This window comes from Streptomyces sp. WMMC1477 (assembly GCF_027460245.1).
GTDB lineage: Bacteria > Actinomycetota > Actinomycetes > Streptomycetales > Streptomycetaceae > Streptomyces.
This window is the reverse complement of sequence record NZ_JAPZBD010000003.1, coordinates 4,158,298-4,172,460: the sequence shown is the minus strand read 5'-3', so window position 1 is coordinate 4,172,460 and position 14,163 is coordinate 4,158,298. Positions and strand designations below refer to the sequence as shown.

Here is a 14,163-nt window from a genome sequence, read left to right as displayed (position 1 = left end):
TGCGCGAGCACGGGCCGGTGATCCCGGCGGTGGTCCGCGCGGAACGCTCCGCACGTGGACGGTCCCCGTCACCGGCCGAGGCCGGCGCGCCGTCGAAAACAACCGCACCTTAACGCCCGTGCGAACTCGCACGCCATGCCGCCCCGGGCGACGGGGGTGTGCCAGTGGTGTATGCCTCTGGCGTGACGGACGTCCGGCCGGTGCCGCGTCCCGCGAACCGGCCGGACGACGGGGCGGGGGTCAGGCCTGTGCCGGCGGTCTCGGCCCGGCGAGCGCGGCGGACAGCGCGGCGAGCTCCTCGGCCGTCCGCGGTCCCGCGTCGGCCTCGCTCAACAGCCCCCGTTCGCGCAGCAGTCGGGTCGTCGCGATCCCCCACGGCAGCCGTAGCCCCGCCTCCGTCAGCAGCTCGGTGCGGCCCAGCGTCCCGGGTGCGGGTCCGGTGCGCACCCCGGACGGGGTGAGCAGCGCGGCGTCGTCGGCCCAGCGCAGGGCGAGGTCGACGTCGTGGGTGGCCATCACGACCGTGGTGCCGCCCGAGCGGAGCCCGTCCAGCGTGGCCAGCAGCCGCTCCTGGCCGTCCGGGTCGAGCCCCGCCGTCGGCTCGTCCAGGATGAGGACGCGGGGCCGCATGGCGACGGCACCGGCGATCGCGGTTCGCTTGCGCTGGCCGTAGGAGAGCAGGTGGGTGGGCCGGTCGGCCAGGCCCGCGATGTCCAGCGCCGCCAGGGCCTCGTCGACCCGCGCGCGCACCTCCGCGTCGGGCAGGCCCAGGTTGAGCGGGCCGAAGGACACGTCCTGGGCGACGGAGGCGGCGAAGAGCTGGTCGTCCGGATCCTGGACGACCAGCTGGACGGTCGTGCGCAGCCGCAGCAGCCCCTTGCGGTCGTACGTCACCGCCCGCCCCTGGAGGGTCAGTTCGCCGTCGCGCGGGCGGAGCCCGCCGCTGAGCAGCCGCATCAGCGTGGTCTTCCCGCTGCCGTTGCGGCCGAGCAGCGCGAGCGCCCGCCCCTCCCGCACCGCGAAGTCGAGCCCGCTGAGGACGGTCGGGCCGTCCTCGTAGGCGAAGGACGCGCCCCGCAGGGCGACGAGGACGGCCTCGGTCATGGCAGGAACCCTTTCAGGACGAGCGTGACGGCGACGACCCCGGCGAGCAGCAGCACGCTCGCGGCGACGAACGGGACGGAGACACGGGCCTCGGGCACCAGCACGCGCAGCGTGCCGTCGTACCCGCGTCCGGCGAGCCCGCTCTGGAGCCGCGCCGCCCGGTCGAAGGCGCGGACGAACGCGGTGGCGCCGAGCCCGGCCAGCGACCGCCACTCGGCCGCCCGGGTGGTGTGCCCGAGCCGCGCGGCCTGCGCCTGCCGGATCCGGCGCACCGCGTCCAGCAGCAGGAAACTCATGCGGTACGTCACCAGGGCGACGTCGACGACCGGCGTGGGCACCCCGGCCCGCACCAGCCGGGGCAGCAGGTCCGACATGGGCGTGGTGAACGCCACCAGCAGCACCCCGAGCGAGGCGGCCGAGGTCCGCAGCAGCAGCTCGCCCGCCCGTACCGCGCCGCCCTCGGCGGGGGCGAGGAACCCGCCGGGCCCTCCGACCTCGACGAGGAGCGTGAGCGCGCCCGTGACGCAGAAGCCCAGCGGCACCCGGTAGGCCCGCCACAGCCGCCCGCCCGGCACCCCCGCCGGCCCGAGCAGCACGGCCAGGGCCGTCAGCAGCACCAGGGCGGCGCCGGGCCAGGGCGGCAGGGAGACGGCCGTGGCGGTCAGCCCCAGCCCGAGCACGGCCTTGTCGACCGGGTGGCGGCGGCGCCAGCGGCTGCTGTGCGCCGCCGCGTCGATCGGCAGCACGCCGGTCAGCCCTGCCCGGCGGCAGGCTCGCCGGTACCGGCCGTACGGGCTGCAGCGGCGGTGCGTTCCCGTTCGGCGCCCTGACGGCGCCCGCGCCGCAGGCCGAAGTAGTAGGCGAGGAAGCCCGCGCCCAGCGCCGCCTGGAGGGAGAACAGCGCCGACTCGACCTCACCGGAGGGGGGCTCGTACAGCGGGGAGAACCAGGGCTCGTAGTCCGGGTCGATCTCGGTGATCGTCGTCTCGGCCTCGCCGTCGGCGCCGGTGAACGGCTCCTCCTTGTGGTCGCCCAGGCCGAGGGCCAGCGGCAGCACCGCGAGGGCCACGACGACGAGCAGCAGCAGGCTGTTGGTCTTCGCGTTCCGGCTCATCGGGCCACCGTCCCCTGCTCGGCGTCGTCGGCGTTCCCCGGCTTCGCGCGGCCGCCGGACAGCAGCACACCGAGCCGGGTCAGTTCGCCCTTGCTCGACTGCACCAGCAGCCGCATGACGAGCACCGTGAGGAGCCCCTCGCTGACGGCCAGCGGAAGCTGGGTGACGGCGAAGATGCCGCCGAACTTGCCGAGCGCGCCCAGGAAGCCGCTGCCCGGGTCGGGGAACGCGAGCGCGAGCTGCACGCTGGTGACGCAGTAGGTCGAGAGGTCGGCGACGAACGCTCCGCAGAACACGGCGCCCATCAACGGCACGTCGTAGCGCCGCAGCAGCCGGTACGCGGCGTACCCCGTCCACGGCCCGACGACGGCCATCGAGAAGACGTTCGCGCCGAGCGTGGTCAGGCCGCCGTGGGCCAGCAGGAGCGCCTGGAAGAGCAGCGTGATGGTGCCCAGGACCGCCATGACGGGCGGCCGGAACAGGATGGCGCCCAGCCCCGTGCCGGTGGGGTGGGAGCAGCTCCCCGTCACCGAGGGGAGCTTGAGCGCGGACAGGACGAACGTGAAGGCCCCGGAGGCCCCCAGGAGCAGGGTGCTCTCCGGATGCTCCCTGACCTCACGGGTCAGTGCCCGGACTCCGTGGACGACGAACGGCGCGGCCGCGACACTCCAGGCGACGGCGTGCACCGGAGGAAGAAAACCCTCGGCTATGTGCATGGCTCGGCAGACCCTCTCCAGCACCTCGTGGATGGACGACGTGCCTCGGCCGGTCTCCTGGCTCACGGGTCTTACCGCCCGCACTCCGCCTTCCCGGGTCCGAGGACCCAGTGGCTGCCCGCAGGGGGCCGGAGCCGGACTTCCCGATCACAGTGGCGAGGGCCGCACCGGTTTCGCACCGGATTTCCCGTTCACCAAGGCGTGGTGACAGTAGTCGGCTGGAACAGGCCGTGACAAGCCATGCCCGGGGGCGCGCGGGCGCTCGCCCCGGGCGCACGCCACACCCGGTCACCTGCGCCATCGTGTTCCCCGTGGCCACCGCGGCCCCCTCGTCCTCCCGAACGGCCGGGCCTTTTCGGTCATGTGGCGCTCACCACGTGACCGCCCCGTCCGCCGGAACCGTCCTCGGCCTTGAGCGAACCGGTCTGGAGGTCCGCGGCGCGCGGTGCTTGGGTGGCGGTATGGAGATCCTGGTGCTGGGCGGAACGGCGTGGCTGGGCCGGGACGTCGCACGAGAGGCGCTGGCCCGCGGCCACCGGGTGACGTGCCTGGCACGCGGTGAGAGCGGGGAGGTCGCGCGGGGCGCGACGCTGGTGCCCGCCGACCGCCGCGACCCCTCGGCGTACGCGCCGCTCCTCGACCGCACCTGGGACGCCGTCGTCGAGGTGTCCTGGCAGCCGCTGTTCGTCCGCCGGGCGCTCGCCGCCCTGGGGGCACGGGCCCGGCACTGGACGTACGTCTCCTCCGTCAACGCCTACGCCTCCCACGCGCGGCCGGACGCCGACGAGTCGGCGCCCCTCCTGCCGCCGACCGACCGGGACGCGGCCGACCGTTCGGTGTACGGCCAGGCGAAGGTGGCCTGCGAACGGGCCTGCCGCGCGGCCGTGGGCGAGCGCCTCCTGATCGCCCGCGCCGGGCTCATCGGCGGCCCCGGCGACGGCAGCGGACGCAGCGGCTACTGGGTGGCCCGGGCGGCCCGCGACCCCCGGGGTCCGCTGCTGGTCCCCGACGAACCGGGGCTGCCGACCCAGGTGGTGGACGTCCGCGACCTCACCGCGTGGCTGCTCGACTCCGCGGAGCGGGGCGGCGTGGGCGTCTTCGACGCCGTCGGCCCGGTCGTGCCGCTGGAGGAGTGGATCCGGCTCTCCCGCGCCGTCGGCGGACACACCGGGCCGGTGGCCGCCGTCGAGTCCGCGCGCCTGCTCGCGCACGGCGTGGCCGAGTACCTGGGCCCGGGGTCGCTGCCGATGTGGCTCGTCAAGCCGGGCTGGGAGGGCTGGTCCGCCCGCAGCGGCGCCGCCGCCCGGGCCGCGGGCCTGCGGCACCGCCCCCGCGCGGAGCTGCTGGCCGACACCCTGCGCTGGGAACGCGCGCAGGGCCTGGACCGGCCCCGGCGTGCGGGGTTGAGCGCGGAGCGCGAGCGCGAGCTCCTCGCCGCCCTCGCCTGAGGGCGGGCTCGCACGGCCGCGTGCGCGCGGGCTCAGCGGACGAGCGTGTCGGAGAGCGCGGAGAGCACCGGGCCCGCTCCCGCCCCCAGGATCACGGACCCGGCGGCCGCCGCGACGGCGGTGCCCGCCGCCCCGCGGTCCGGCCGCACACCGGCCGCCGTCACGCCGTCCGCGTCACCGTCCGTGCCACCGTCCGCGGCGCCGTCCGCGTTTCCGGCTCCTTCCCGGTCGGCGTCCGCGCCCGGGGACAGCGCCGGTGCGATCCAGCGCAGGTAGTAGAAGAGGCTGGCGAGCGTGTTGACGGCGGCGGCGACGACGAGCCAGCCCAGGCCGCCGTCCCAGGTGGCGGAGAAGACGGTCAGCTTGCCCGTGAACACGGCGGTCGGCGGGGTGCCGACCAGCCCCAGGAGGCACATGGTGAGGGCGGCGGCGAGCCAGGGCCGGCGGTGCCCGAGGCCGCGGTAGGCGGCGAGGGTCCGCAGGCGGGGCAGCGCGGCGGCCACGGCGAAGGCCCCCAGGTTGGTGACGGCGTACGCGGCGAGGTAGAGCAGGAGCGCGCGCAGGGCGCCGGGGCGTGCGGCGACGGCGACGGCCATGAGCAGGTAACCGGCCTGGGCGACGGTGGAGTAGCCGAGCAGCCGCAGCGGGTCGGTCTGGGGGAAGGCCGCGAGATTGCCCAGGGTCATGGTCGCCACCGCCAGCACGGCGAGCAGCGGCCGCCAGTCCAGGGTGTGTTCGGGCAGGAGGGTCACGACCCGGTACAGGGCGAGCAGGCCGCCGACCTTGGGCACGGTGGTGAGGAACGCGGCGGCCGGGACCGTGGCCCCCGCCGCCGCGTCCGGGACCCAGAAGTGGACGGGGACGGCGCCGGCCTTGAACAGCGGTCCGGACAGCAGCGCCACCGTCCCCACCGCCAGAGCGGCCGTGGGGGCGTCGGCGAGCCCCTCGGCCAGCGCCGCGTAGTCGGTGGCTCCGCCGAGCCCGTAGAGGAGGGCTGCGCCCAACATCATGGTGATGCCCAGCAGGACGCCGAGGAGGTAGAGCTTCAGGGCGGCCTCGGCCCCGCGCGGGTCCCGGGCCCAGCCGGCGAGCGCGTAGAGGGGGAGGGAGGCGAGCAGGTAGGCGACGGCGAGGAGCAGCAGGTCGGAGGCGCCCGCGAGGAGGACGGCGCCGAGCGAGCCGAGCAGGACGAGGGCGCCGAACTCGGCCTCGCGCCGGTCGCCGCGCACCCGGCCGCCGGCCAGCGCGAGGACGGCGAGCGCGGCCGCGGGGACGATGACGCGGGCGGCGTCGGTGGCGCCGTCGAGGGCGTAGGTGCCGGCGTAGACGGTGCGGTCGTCCCCGGGCGCCAGGACGACGGCGGCGGTCAGGGACGCGGCGAGCGCGGCGGCGGCGAGGGCGCTGGCGATCCACTGCCGGCGGCGGGGCAGGAACGAGCCGGTGAGGAGCGTGGCGACGGCTCCGGCCAGCAGGAGGATCTCGGGGGCGAGGGCGAGGGGGTCCTTGTGCATCGCGGCGTCACCGGGCGAGGAGGTCGACGGCCGTGCGGGCGGCGGGCTCGACGGTGTCCAGCAGTGCGCGCGGCAGGACGCCGACGAGCAGGGACAGGCCGAGCAGCGGTGCGACGGCGGACAGTTCGGCCGGGCGCAGGTCGGCGTCGACGGGCCGGGGCTCGCGTCGCGGCCCGAGGAACACCCGGTGCAGGGCCCACAGGAGCAGGCCGGCGGTGACGAGGATGCCCAGGAGGGCGAGCGCGGTGGCCACGGGGGCGGGGCCGAGGCTCCCGGCGAAGATCTGGAACTCGGCGACGAATCCGCTGAAGCCCGGCAGGCCCAGGCTTGCGAAGGCGGCGACGGCGGTGAGCGCGGCGAAGCGGGGCATGGCTCCGGCCAGTCCGCCCCAGGCGCCCATGTCGTAGGTGCCGCCGCGGTCCCACAGCACCCCGGACAGCAGGAACAGCGCCCCGGTGACGAGCCCGTGGCTGACCATCAGGACGACGGCCCCCGTGACGGCGGTGGTGCGGGCCTGCTCGTCCGCCCCGGAGAGCAGTCCGGCGGCGCCGAGGGCGAGCAGGATGTACCCCATGTGGTTGACGCTGGTGTAGGCGACCATCCGTTTGAAACCGCTCTGGGCCAGGGCGACCAGGGCGCCGTAGAGGGCGGACACGACGCCGGCGACGACGAGGACGAGGGCCCAGTCCCGCCAGGGGCCCGGCAGGATCGGCATGGCGATCCGCACGAAGCCGTAGGTCCCCATCTTCAGCAGGACGGCGGCCAGGACGGCCGAGCCGGCGGCGGGGGCGTCGGTGTGGGCCGGGGGCAGCCAGGTGTGGAAGGGGAAGACGGGGGTCTTGACGGCCAGGCCCACCACGATCGCGGCCAGGACGAGCGTGCCGGCGGCCCCGCTCTCCAGCGGCGGGGCCGCGGTCAGTTCGGCGATGTCGAAGGTGTGCGGGTCGGAGGCGGCGTACAGACCGATGAAGCCGAGCAGCAGGGCGAGCGAGCCGAGGAAGGTGTAGAGGAAGAAGACGAGTGCCGAGCGGGCGGCCCGGCTGCCGTGTCCCCAGCCCGCGATGACGAGGTACATGCCGACGATGGACAGGTCGAAGAAGAGGAAGAATAGGATCAGGTCGAGCGCGGCGAACAGGCCCAGGCAGGTCGTCTCCAGGGCGAGGAAGAGCGCGGCGAAGCGGCGGAGGGCGCGCTGCCCGGACAGCGAGTGGACGGCGCAGGCGAGGAAGACGACGGTGGTGAGCGCGAGGAGCGGCAGGGACAGTCCGTCCACGCCGACGTGGTAGCCCGCGCCCGCGCTGGGCATCCAGGGCCGGTCGGTCTCGTGGTCGGGGCCGGGGCCGTCGTACGTCACCCACAGGGCCGCGACCAGCGCCAGCTCGATCGCCGAGACCGCGACCCACACCGCCCGCACGGCCGCCTCGGGCAGCGCACGCCAGGCCAGCAGGAGCGCGGCGGCGGCCAGCGGGAGGAAGACGGTCAGCGAGAGCATGCTCACCTCAGCAGCAGGAGCAGGAGGACGGCGGCGGCCAGCAGGGTGAGGGCCTGGGCGTAGTAGTGGTGGAGCTGCCCGGTCTGCGGGCGGCGGGCCAGTTCACCCAGCCGCCGGGTGCCGTCGGCCACGCCCTGGACGAGCCGGTCCACCCCGGACCGGTCGACGGCCCAGGCCCAGGCGGCCAGGCGCCGCACGGCCCCTGCGGCTCCCAGGGCGGCTCGGTGCAGCACGGCGTCGTCGAAGCGGGCGAGGGCGTGGGCCGCGGTGAGCGTGGGCCGCACGGCGAGCGCGTGGGCCGCCGTCCCCAGGTGCAGCCAGGCCCGCGCCCACCCGGGCTCCGGCAGCCGGGCCGCGAACACGGCGGCGAGCAGGGCCGCGACCAGGGCGAGCACGGCCGTGCCCAGCACGAGGGCGGGGCCGGCGGAGGGCTCGCCGGACACTCCGAGGGACCGCTTCAGCTCCCCGGCCAGCGGTGGCAGGGCAAGGGCCCCGAGCACGGCGGCGCCGAGGGCGAGGAGCGCCAGGGGCGCGCCCCGCGTGAGACCTGGTCCGGGCTCGCGGGCGGGGGCGCCGGTCGGGGCGGGCCGCAGCAGCAGCCCGAGTGCCTTGCCCGCGTAGAGCGCGGACAGCGTGACGGCCGCCAGCGTCACCCCGTACAGGGCGGGCGCGTCGACGGCGGCGAGGATCTCGTCCTTGGTGGCCCACAGCGACAGCGGCGGCACACCGGCCAGGGCGAGCGCCCCCACGACGAAGGGGAGGCCGGCCGGCCACGGGCGCCGGGCGGCGCCGCGCAGGGCGCTGAGGGTGTCGGTCCCCCGGGTGGCCAGCCAGTGGCCGGCGGCCAGGAACAGCAGCGCCTTGACGGCGGCGTGGGCGGCGAAGTGGGCGGTGCCGCCGGCGAGGCCCCCGGCGCCGGCGGCCAGGACGACGAAGCCCAGCTGGGCGGCGGTGGAGGCGGCCAGCAGCTGCTTGAGCTCCGGCTGGGCGAGCGCGACCGCGCCCAGGGCCAGCGCGGTGAGCGCGCCGCCCCAGGCGGCGGCCGTCGTCGCCCAGCCCGCGGCCTCCAGCAGCGGGCGCAGGCGCAGCAGGAGGTAGCCGCCCATCGCCACCATGGCCGCCGAGTGCAGCAGCGCGCTGACCGGGCTTGGGCCGAGCATCGCCTTCGACAGCCAGAAGGAGAAGGGGAGCTGGGCGGCCTTGCCGAAGGCGGCCGCGAGCACCCCCACGGCCGCCAGGTGCAGCCACGGGCGGTCCAGGGCGGCCAGGGCGTCGAGGGAGAGCGGCTCGGGTGCTCCGGCCGCCGCGGCGAGGGCGGCGCCGGCCGCCAGGTACAGCCCGAGGTCCCCGGCGCGGGTGGTGAGGAAGGCGGTCGTCCCGGCCGCGACGGCCTCGTTCGCGCGCCAGCGGAAGGCGATCAGGGCGTAGGAGGTGGCGCCCATGACCTCCCAGGCCAGCAGGAGCGCGGTGAGGGTCGTGGCCGTGGCGGTGACCAGGACGGCGGCGACGAACAGCAGCATCAGCCCGAAGAAGCGCGGCCGTTCGGCGCGGACGTCGGCCGCGGCGAAGACGAGCACGAGCAGGCCGACCGCCGCCACGGTCACGATCACCACCGCCGAGAGACCGTCGACGGCCAGGGCCAGCGGCCCGCCCGCCACGAAGCCCGTCCGCGCCGTGGGGCGGGTGAGGGCGGCGGCGACCGCCAGCGCGAGCGTGACCGCAGCGACGGCCACGGCGAGCGCGGGCGCGGTACGGCCCGTGCCGCCGGGGCGTTCGTACGTTCCGGCCGGACGGCGTCCGCCCCCGGACAGGGTGAGGACGCCCCCGGCCACGGCGGGCAGCAGGACGAGGGCCCACAGCAGGGCGCCTTCCCAGCCCACCGCCGGGCTCAGGGCCCCGCTCACCGCCGGAGCTCCGCGGCGCTGTCGGTCGTGTCCACGTCCTTGGCCCGGAACAGCAGCGTCACGACGGCGAATCCGAGGGCCATGTCCACGGTCATGGCCGCGATGACCACCAGGACGAGGACCTGGCCTTCCGGTGCCGCGGGGGCGAGGAAGTACCAGAAGGCCGCGGCCGCCACGATCACGCCGTTGATCATCAGCTCCAGGCCCATCATCACCATGACGACGGACTGCTGGCTCAGGGCCCCGTACAGCCCGACGGCGAACAGGGCCGCGGCCAGCAGCAGGAACGGTTCCAGCGTCACGCGCCACCGCCTCCGGCCCGCTCGTCGTCGTACCGGTTGCGTGCGGAGGCGAGAACGAGCGCGGCCACGATGGTGGTGAACAGCACCGCGCTGACGCCGATCATCACGAGCATCTTCGAGCCCATGACCGCCTCACCCGCCGCCCGGGTCGGATCGGCCGGCACGGCGCCGCGCCGCTCGGGCCAGGGGGTGAGCAGCGCCAGGGCCGCCAGGGCCGCGAAGACCCCGCCGGCGATGACCGGGGCGCCGCGCTTGTTGTGGAGCATCGACATCGGCATGAGACCGGCCGGGTTCATCATGAACATGATCATGAAGACGGCCATGACCGCCATCTCCATGACCATCATCAGCACCGTCACCACGCCCAGATAGGCCAGGTCCAACAGGAGCAGCTCGGCGCCCACCGCGACGAACGACAGCGCGAGCGCATAGGTCGCCCGGGCCATCGAGTCCACCGTGAACACCGCCACGCCCGCCGCGACGGCCACCACCGCCAGCCCCCAGAACAGCACCGTCTCCACCGTGCTCACCCCTTCCACACCACGACGACCGCCACCACGAGCACCTGCAGCAGCACGGCAGGCAGCGCCACCAGCCACCCGAGCAGGGCCAGGCGTTCGGGATGCAGCAGTGGCAGCCGCCGCAGCGCGACCAGCACCGCGAGGACGGCCAGCGTCTTCAGCAGCGACCACGCCCAGCCGGGCAGCCACGGCCCCGCGCCCCCGCCCAGGAAGAGGGCCACCGCCATGCCCGCCCCGGCCGCCAGCAACGCGTACCGGCCGGCCAGCACCAGCAGCCGGTCCACCCCCGCCGCCTCCGCGAGCACACCCCCCGCCGCGTCCCGCCCCACCGGGGAGGCGAAGGGCCCCCACATGCTGAAGGCCGCCACCGACGCCAGGAACACGAGGAAGGCCACCGGCATCCACACCGCGAACCACAGCGGCTGCTGGGCCCGCACCACCTCCCCCACCCGCAGACTCTCCGCCGCCACGGCGGGCGCGGTCAGCGCGAACATCAGCGGCAGCTCGTAGCCGAGCGCCTGGGCCACGAAGCGGTAGCCGCCGACCAGCGGATACACGCTGTTCGGACCCCAGCCGGCCAGCCACACCGCCGCCCACAGGGTGACGTCCACCGCGTTGAACCAGACGATGCCCACCGGCAGATCCGCCACCACCGTGCCCCCGACGGGCACCACCGCCGCCATCAGCAGGGCCGCGACCAGCGGGCCCGCCGTCCCGACGCGCCACAGCAGCCGGTCCGGAGCCACCGTCGTACGGCCACCCTGCCGCATCAGCCGCGTCGCCTCGGCCAGCGGCCGGGCCCACGCCCGGCCCCCGGATCCGGGCGCCGATGCACGGCCGAGCCCGTACCCACGGCCGGGACCGCGCCGCGGGCCCGGGACGCTCGGCCCGGCGTCCAGCACGGCGTCGAGCACGGCCGCGGCCCACGCCAGGGCCAGCAGGACGGCGGCGGCCGGCACCACCGCCCACACCGGCGCTCCGCTCACCGTCACCGGACGCCCACCCCCCGGGTGCCACCGGGCGCCCGTCCCGCGGCCAGCTCGTCCGGATCCGGGTCGAGGGAGGCCAGCAGCAGCCGCGCGGCGGACAGCTCCCGACCGGGCATCCGCTCGACGGCCGCCGCCAACAGCCCCCGCGAGGGCGGCACCCCCTCCACCGTCGCGCTGCCCCGAGGCCCGCCGTCCCGCACCGGGCCGCCCGCGAGCAGCCCGTCCGCCTCCTCCAGCCAGCGCCGCCAGCGCGCCGTCGCGTCATGCGGCGCCCGGGCCCGCGCCGCCGGGCCGCTCACGCCCAGCCCCGCCGCGTCCGCGGGGGTGAGCACGCCCAGCCCGTCCGTCGCCCACCGCAGCGTGCGGGACCGCTCCACCCGGCGCCGCCACGCCCCGACGTCCGCACGCACCCCGCGCTCGGGCTCGCCGTCCAGGAGCCGGTCCCGCAGCCGCCGCGCCTCGCGGGCGGCGGCCTCCCACCCGGCCACGGCCAACAGCCTTCCCAGCGAGTCCAGATGAGCGGCGGCCGTACGACGCCGACGGGCGTCCGGGCTCTTCCCCGCGTGCCAGAACGGCGGGCGACGCGGCCCGGCGAAGGGCAGCACCCGGCCCCCGGCGCGCTGGACGACGTCGCCCTGCACGACGGTGTCCACGACCAGGCCGGCGGGCCAGTCCGGCAGCACCGGGCCCAGCGGTACGCGCAGCACGTCCAGCCTCAGCCCGTCGCGGTCCTCGCCCCGGCCGGCCATCACCGGCTCGCCGAGCCGCGCCGTCTCCCCGTCCCCGCCGGACGGCGCCCACGGCGCCGATCGCGCTGCCCGGCCCCCGTCGCCGCGCCCGGGCAGCAGCGCCTCCAGCACGGCCCCGACGTCCCGCGCCCGAGCCGCCTGCCCGAGCCGCCGGGGTCCCGGCATCTGCCCCCACAGCACGTCCACGGCCGAGCGCAGCTCCGCGGCCGGCTCCCCCGCGACCAGCAGGACATCCGCCTCGGCCGGGGTCAGCGCCAGCCGTCCGCCACGCTCCCCGACGGCCGCCTCAGCGGCCAGCCGCACCGCCGTGCCGCCGGGGCATGCCACCAGCAGCACGCGGGGACCACCGGCCAGGCCCCGCATGACGGCGCTCCGCAGGACGACGTTCAGGCCCATCGCAAGGCGCCCTCCCGCCATGCGTAGAGCACACCGCACATCAGCAGGCCGAGGAAGACGAACATCTCCACCACGGCCGACGCCCCCATCCGCGCCACGACGACCGCCCACGGGTACATGAACAGCATCTCGACGTCGAAGGCCAGGAACACCAGCGTCAGCGCGTACCAGCGGGCGTGGAAGCGGGAGACCGCGTGCTCGCCCGGCACGTTGCCCGAGAGGAAGGGCGCGGCGAGCAGCGGATCCGCGCGGACGGCCGTCAGCCGGTGCAGCCCGCGCAGCCCGGCGACCAGGCCGACCGCCAGCACCAGCATGGCGCCCACGTCGAGAAAGTCCCGCATGCTCTCCTCAGGCGTCCGGAGCCGCGCTCCGCGGGCAGGTTCGGTCCGCCGTCCGGTACCCGGCCCGCAGCCGCCCATTCCGTACCTCACCCGTCCGGCGCACGGCGGCCCCGCCGCGCCCGCCGGGAGGCCCCGAGGACCGGTCCGGGGACGCCGAAGGCGCGGCACCCCGCCTCCTCCCGAGAGGCGGGCCCGGGGCCGACACCCTGTGTGCCGTTGCCGCGCCGGGCCGCCGCCGAGTGGGAACCTGGTCGCTCGGCCCCGTCCGCAGGCCGGCCTGGGCCGGGAAGAGAACGGCGGGACGGACACGGCACGGAGGAACGGTGGACATCAGCGCACTCACCTGGGCCGTCACCATCGGGCTGGTCCTCGCCCTGCTGGCCGTCGACCTGATCGTGGCCGCCGTGCGCCCCCACCGCGTCGGCTTCGGCGAGGCAACCGCCTGGTCGGTGTTCTACATCCTCGTCGCGGTGGCCTTCGGCCTCTGGTTCGCCGCACGGTACGGTGGGGAGCTCGGCACCGAGTACTTCGCCGGCTACATCGTCGAGAAGAGCCTGTCGGTCGACAACCTGTTCGTCTTCGTCATCATCATGACCACCTTCGCCGTACCGGCGGAGCACCAGCACAAGGTGCTCACGTTCGGCATCGTGCTCGCCCTGGCCATGCGCGCGGTCTTCATCGTGCTCGGCGCCACCCTGCTGGCGCTGTTCTCGTTCATGTTCCTGCTCTTCGGCCTGCTGCTCATCTACACGGCCGTGCAGTTGTTCCGGCACCGCGACGAGGACCCGGACATCGAGGACAACCCCATGGTCAAGGGGGCCCGCCGGCTGCTGCCGGTCACCGACGACTACGTCGGCGGCAGGCTCCTCACCCGCGTCGACGGGCGCCGGATGGTCACCCCGCTGTTCGTCGTCCTGCTCGCCATCGGCAGCATCGACCTGCTCTTCGCGCTGGACTCCATCCCCGCGGTCTTCGGCGTCACCCAGGAGCCCTACATCGTCTTCGCGGCCAACGCCTTCGCCCTGCTCGGTCTGCGCGCCCTGTTCTTCCTCGTCAAGGGGCTGCTGGACCGGCTGGTGTACCTGTCCGCCGGGCTCGCGCTGATCCTCGCGTTCATCGGCGTCAAGCTCATCCTGCACTGGGCGCACGTCGACGTGAACGACAGCGTCCCCGAGATTCCCACGCCGCTCAGCCTCGCCGTCATCGCCGTCGTCCTGGCCGTCGTCACCGTGGCGAGCCTCGTCAAGACCAGGCAGGACCCGACGGCCAAGGCCCACCCCGGCTCCCTGCGCGCCCACCCCTCCCAGCCCGGGGACGCCGAGCGCGAGGCCGACCGCCGCTGAGCGGCCCGGGGTCAGCGCGGCAGGCCGGGCGCCCGGCGAGGCACCGCGCCGCTCACCCGCACCGCGGGACGGGCGCCCGTCGGCGAGGTCGAGGCCGACGGTCGGCACTCCGCAGGCCCGCCCCGATCCGCCGGGCAGGACGGGGAGGTCGGCGCGGACCAGCGGGCCGCCACGGCCGACGACGCCCTCGGCTGCGTCCTGCTGGCCGCCGACCGCACACCGGGAAACGCGCG

At 76.0% G+C, this 14,163-nt stretch carries 14 protein-coding genes and 1 riboswitch; of the genes, 2 read left to right on the top strand and 12 right to left on the bottom strand.

Going from position 1 to position 14,163, the window contains the following annotated elements; translation table 11 throughout:
• Positions 1-240 precede the first annotated feature (240 nt).
• The 4 genes from O7609_RS18730 to O7609_RS18715 are packed head-to-tail and all read right to left on the bottom strand — an operon-like array spanning position 241 to position 2,934.
• The gene (locus O7609_RS18730) at positions 241-1,104 is read right to left on the bottom strand and encodes an ATP-binding cassette domain-containing protein (protein WP_269735847.1); all 864 of its coding nucleotides are present in this window, start codon (positions 1,102-1,104) and stop codon (positions 241-243) included.
• The gene (gene cbiQ, locus O7609_RS18725) at positions 1,101-1,850 is read right to left on the bottom strand and encodes a cobalt ECF transporter T component CbiQ (protein WP_269735848.1); all 750 of its coding nucleotides are present in this window, start codon (positions 1,848-1,850) and stop codon (positions 1,101-1,103) included. The genes O7609_RS18730 and cbiQ overlap by 4 nt, the downstream gene beginning before the upstream one ends.
• A gap of 5 nt (positions 1,851-1,855) precedes the next feature.
• A complete protein-coding gene (locus O7609_RS18720; protein ID WP_269735849.1) occupies positions 1,856-2,218 on the bottom strand; it encodes an energy-coupling factor ABC transporter substrate-binding protein in 363 nt (120 codons plus the stop codon).
• A complete protein-coding gene (locus tag O7609_RS18715) occupies positions 2,215-2,934 on the bottom strand; it encodes an energy-coupling factor ABC transporter permease (protein ID WP_269737201.1) in 720 nt (239 codons plus the stop codon). Before O7609_RS18715 ends, O7609_RS18720 begins: the two co-directional genes overlap by 4 nt.
• A 30-nt stretch (positions 2,935-2,964) precedes the next feature.
• Positions 2,965-3,148: riboswitch (cobalamin riboswitch) on the bottom strand.
• A gap of 247 nt (positions 3,149-3,395) precedes the next feature.
• Between O7609_RS18715 and O7609_RS18710 the strand changes: the two genes are divergently transcribed.
• Positions 3,396-4,382 carry an NAD-dependent epimerase/dehydratase family protein gene (locus O7609_RS18710; RefSeq protein ID WP_269737202.1) on the top strand — a complete coding sequence of 329 codons (987 nt, stop codon included), beginning with the start codon at positions 3,396-3,398 and terminating at the stop codon, positions 4,380-4,382.
• Positions 4,383-4,414: 32 nt separating this feature from the next.
• Here O7609_RS18710 and O7609_RS18705 read toward each other — a convergent pair whose 3' ends face one another.
• The 8 genes from O7609_RS18705 to O7609_RS18670 are packed head-to-tail and all read right to left on the bottom strand — an operon-like array spanning position 4,415 to position 12,587.
• Positions 4,415-5,893 carry an NADH-quinone oxidoreductase subunit N gene (locus O7609_RS18705; RefSeq protein WP_269743930.1) on the bottom strand — a complete coding sequence of 493 codons (1,479 nt, stop codon included), beginning with the start codon at positions 5,891-5,893 and terminating at the stop codon, positions 4,415-4,417.
• 7 nt (positions 5,894-5,900) lie between these two features.
• On the bottom strand, positions 5,901-7,385 hold the full coding sequence (locus tag O7609_RS18700; RefSeq protein WP_269735851.1) for a complex I subunit 4 family protein: 1,485 nt from the start codon (positions 7,383-7,385) through the stop codon (positions 5,901-5,903).
• Positions 7,386-7,387: 2 nt separating this feature from the next.
• Positions 7,388-9,289, bottom strand: a complete 1,902-nt coding sequence (locus O7609_RS18695) for a proton-conducting transporter transmembrane domain-containing protein (protein ID WP_269743929.1) — start codon at positions 9,287-9,289, stop codon at positions 7,388-7,390.
• Complete coding sequence (gene nuoK, locus O7609_RS18690; RefSeq protein ID WP_269735853.1) at positions 9,286-9,591, bottom strand: NADH-quinone oxidoreductase subunit NuoK; 306 nt, start codon at positions 9,589-9,591, stop codon at positions 9,286-9,288. Before nuoK ends, O7609_RS18695 begins: the two co-directional genes overlap by 4 nt.
• Positions 9,588-10,112, bottom strand: coding sequence for an NADH-quinone oxidoreductase subunit J (locus O7609_RS18685; RefSeq protein WP_443072264.1), 525 nt, complete (start codon positions 10,110-10,112; stop codon positions 9,588-9,590). The genes nuoK and O7609_RS18685 overlap by 4 nt, the downstream gene beginning before the upstream one ends.
• 5 nt (positions 10,113-10,117) lie before the next feature.
• On the bottom strand, positions 10,118-11,104 hold the full coding sequence (locus O7609_RS18680; RefSeq protein ID WP_269743927.1) for an NADH-quinone oxidoreductase subunit H: 987 nt from the start codon (positions 11,102-11,104) through the stop codon (positions 10,118-10,120).
• Complete coding sequence (locus O7609_RS18675) at positions 11,101-12,246, bottom strand: hypothetical protein (RefSeq protein ID WP_269743926.1); 1,146 nt, start codon at positions 12,244-12,246, stop codon at positions 11,101-11,103. The genes O7609_RS18680 and O7609_RS18675 overlap by 4 nt, the downstream gene beginning before the upstream one ends.
• Positions 12,237-12,587: an NADH-quinone oxidoreductase subunit A gene (locus tag O7609_RS18670; RefSeq protein WP_269735857.1), complete on the bottom strand. Its 351-nt coding sequence runs from the start codon at positions 12,585-12,587 to the stop codon at positions 12,237-12,239. The genes O7609_RS18675 and O7609_RS18670 overlap by 10 nt, the downstream gene beginning before the upstream one ends.
• A gap of 323 nt (positions 12,588-12,910) precedes the next feature.
• On the opposite strand from O7609_RS18670, the gene O7609_RS18665 reads away from it, so the two are divergent.
• Entirely contained in the window at positions 12,911-13,930 is a 1,020-nt protein-coding gene (locus O7609_RS18665; protein ID WP_269735858.1) for a TerC/Alx family metal homeostasis membrane protein, read from the top strand.
• The last annotated feature ends 233 nt before the right edge of the window (positions 13,931-14,163 follow it).

Excerpts from the sequence above, each read along its gene's own strand:
- O7609_RS18670 (WP_269735857.1), bottom strand. The coding sequence starts at position 12,587 with ATGCGGGACTTTCTCGACGTGGGCGCCATGCTGGTGCTGGCGGTCGGC.
- O7609_RS18730 (WP_269735847.1), bottom strand. The coding sequence starts at position 1,104 with ATGACCGAGGCCGTCCTCGTCGCCCTGCGGGGCGCGTCCTTCGCCTAC.
- O7609_RS18675 (WP_269743926.1), bottom strand. The coding sequence starts at position 12,246 with ATGGGCCTGAACGTCGTCCTGCGGAGCGCCGTCATGCGGGGCCTGGCC.
- O7609_RS18720 (WP_269735849.1), bottom strand. The coding sequence starts at position 2,218 with ATGAGCCGGAACGCGAAGACCAACAGCCTGCTGCTGCTCGTCGTCGTG.
- O7609_RS18700 (WP_269735851.1), bottom strand. The coding sequence starts at position 7,385 with ATGCTCTCGCTGACCGTCTTCCTCCCGCTGGCCGCCGCCGCGCTCCTG.
- O7609_RS18710 (WP_269737202.1), top strand. The coding sequence starts at position 3,396 with ATGGAGATCCTGGTGCTGGGCGGAACGGCGTGGCTGGGCCGGGACGTC.
- O7609_RS18705 (WP_269743930.1), bottom strand. The coding sequence starts at position 5,893 with ATGCACAAGGACCCCCTCGCCCTCGCCCCCGAGATCCTCCTGCTGGCC.
- O7609_RS18715 (WP_269737201.1), bottom strand. The coding sequence starts at position 2,934 with ATGCACATAGCCGAGGGTTTTCTTCCTCCGGTGCACGCCGTCGCCTGG.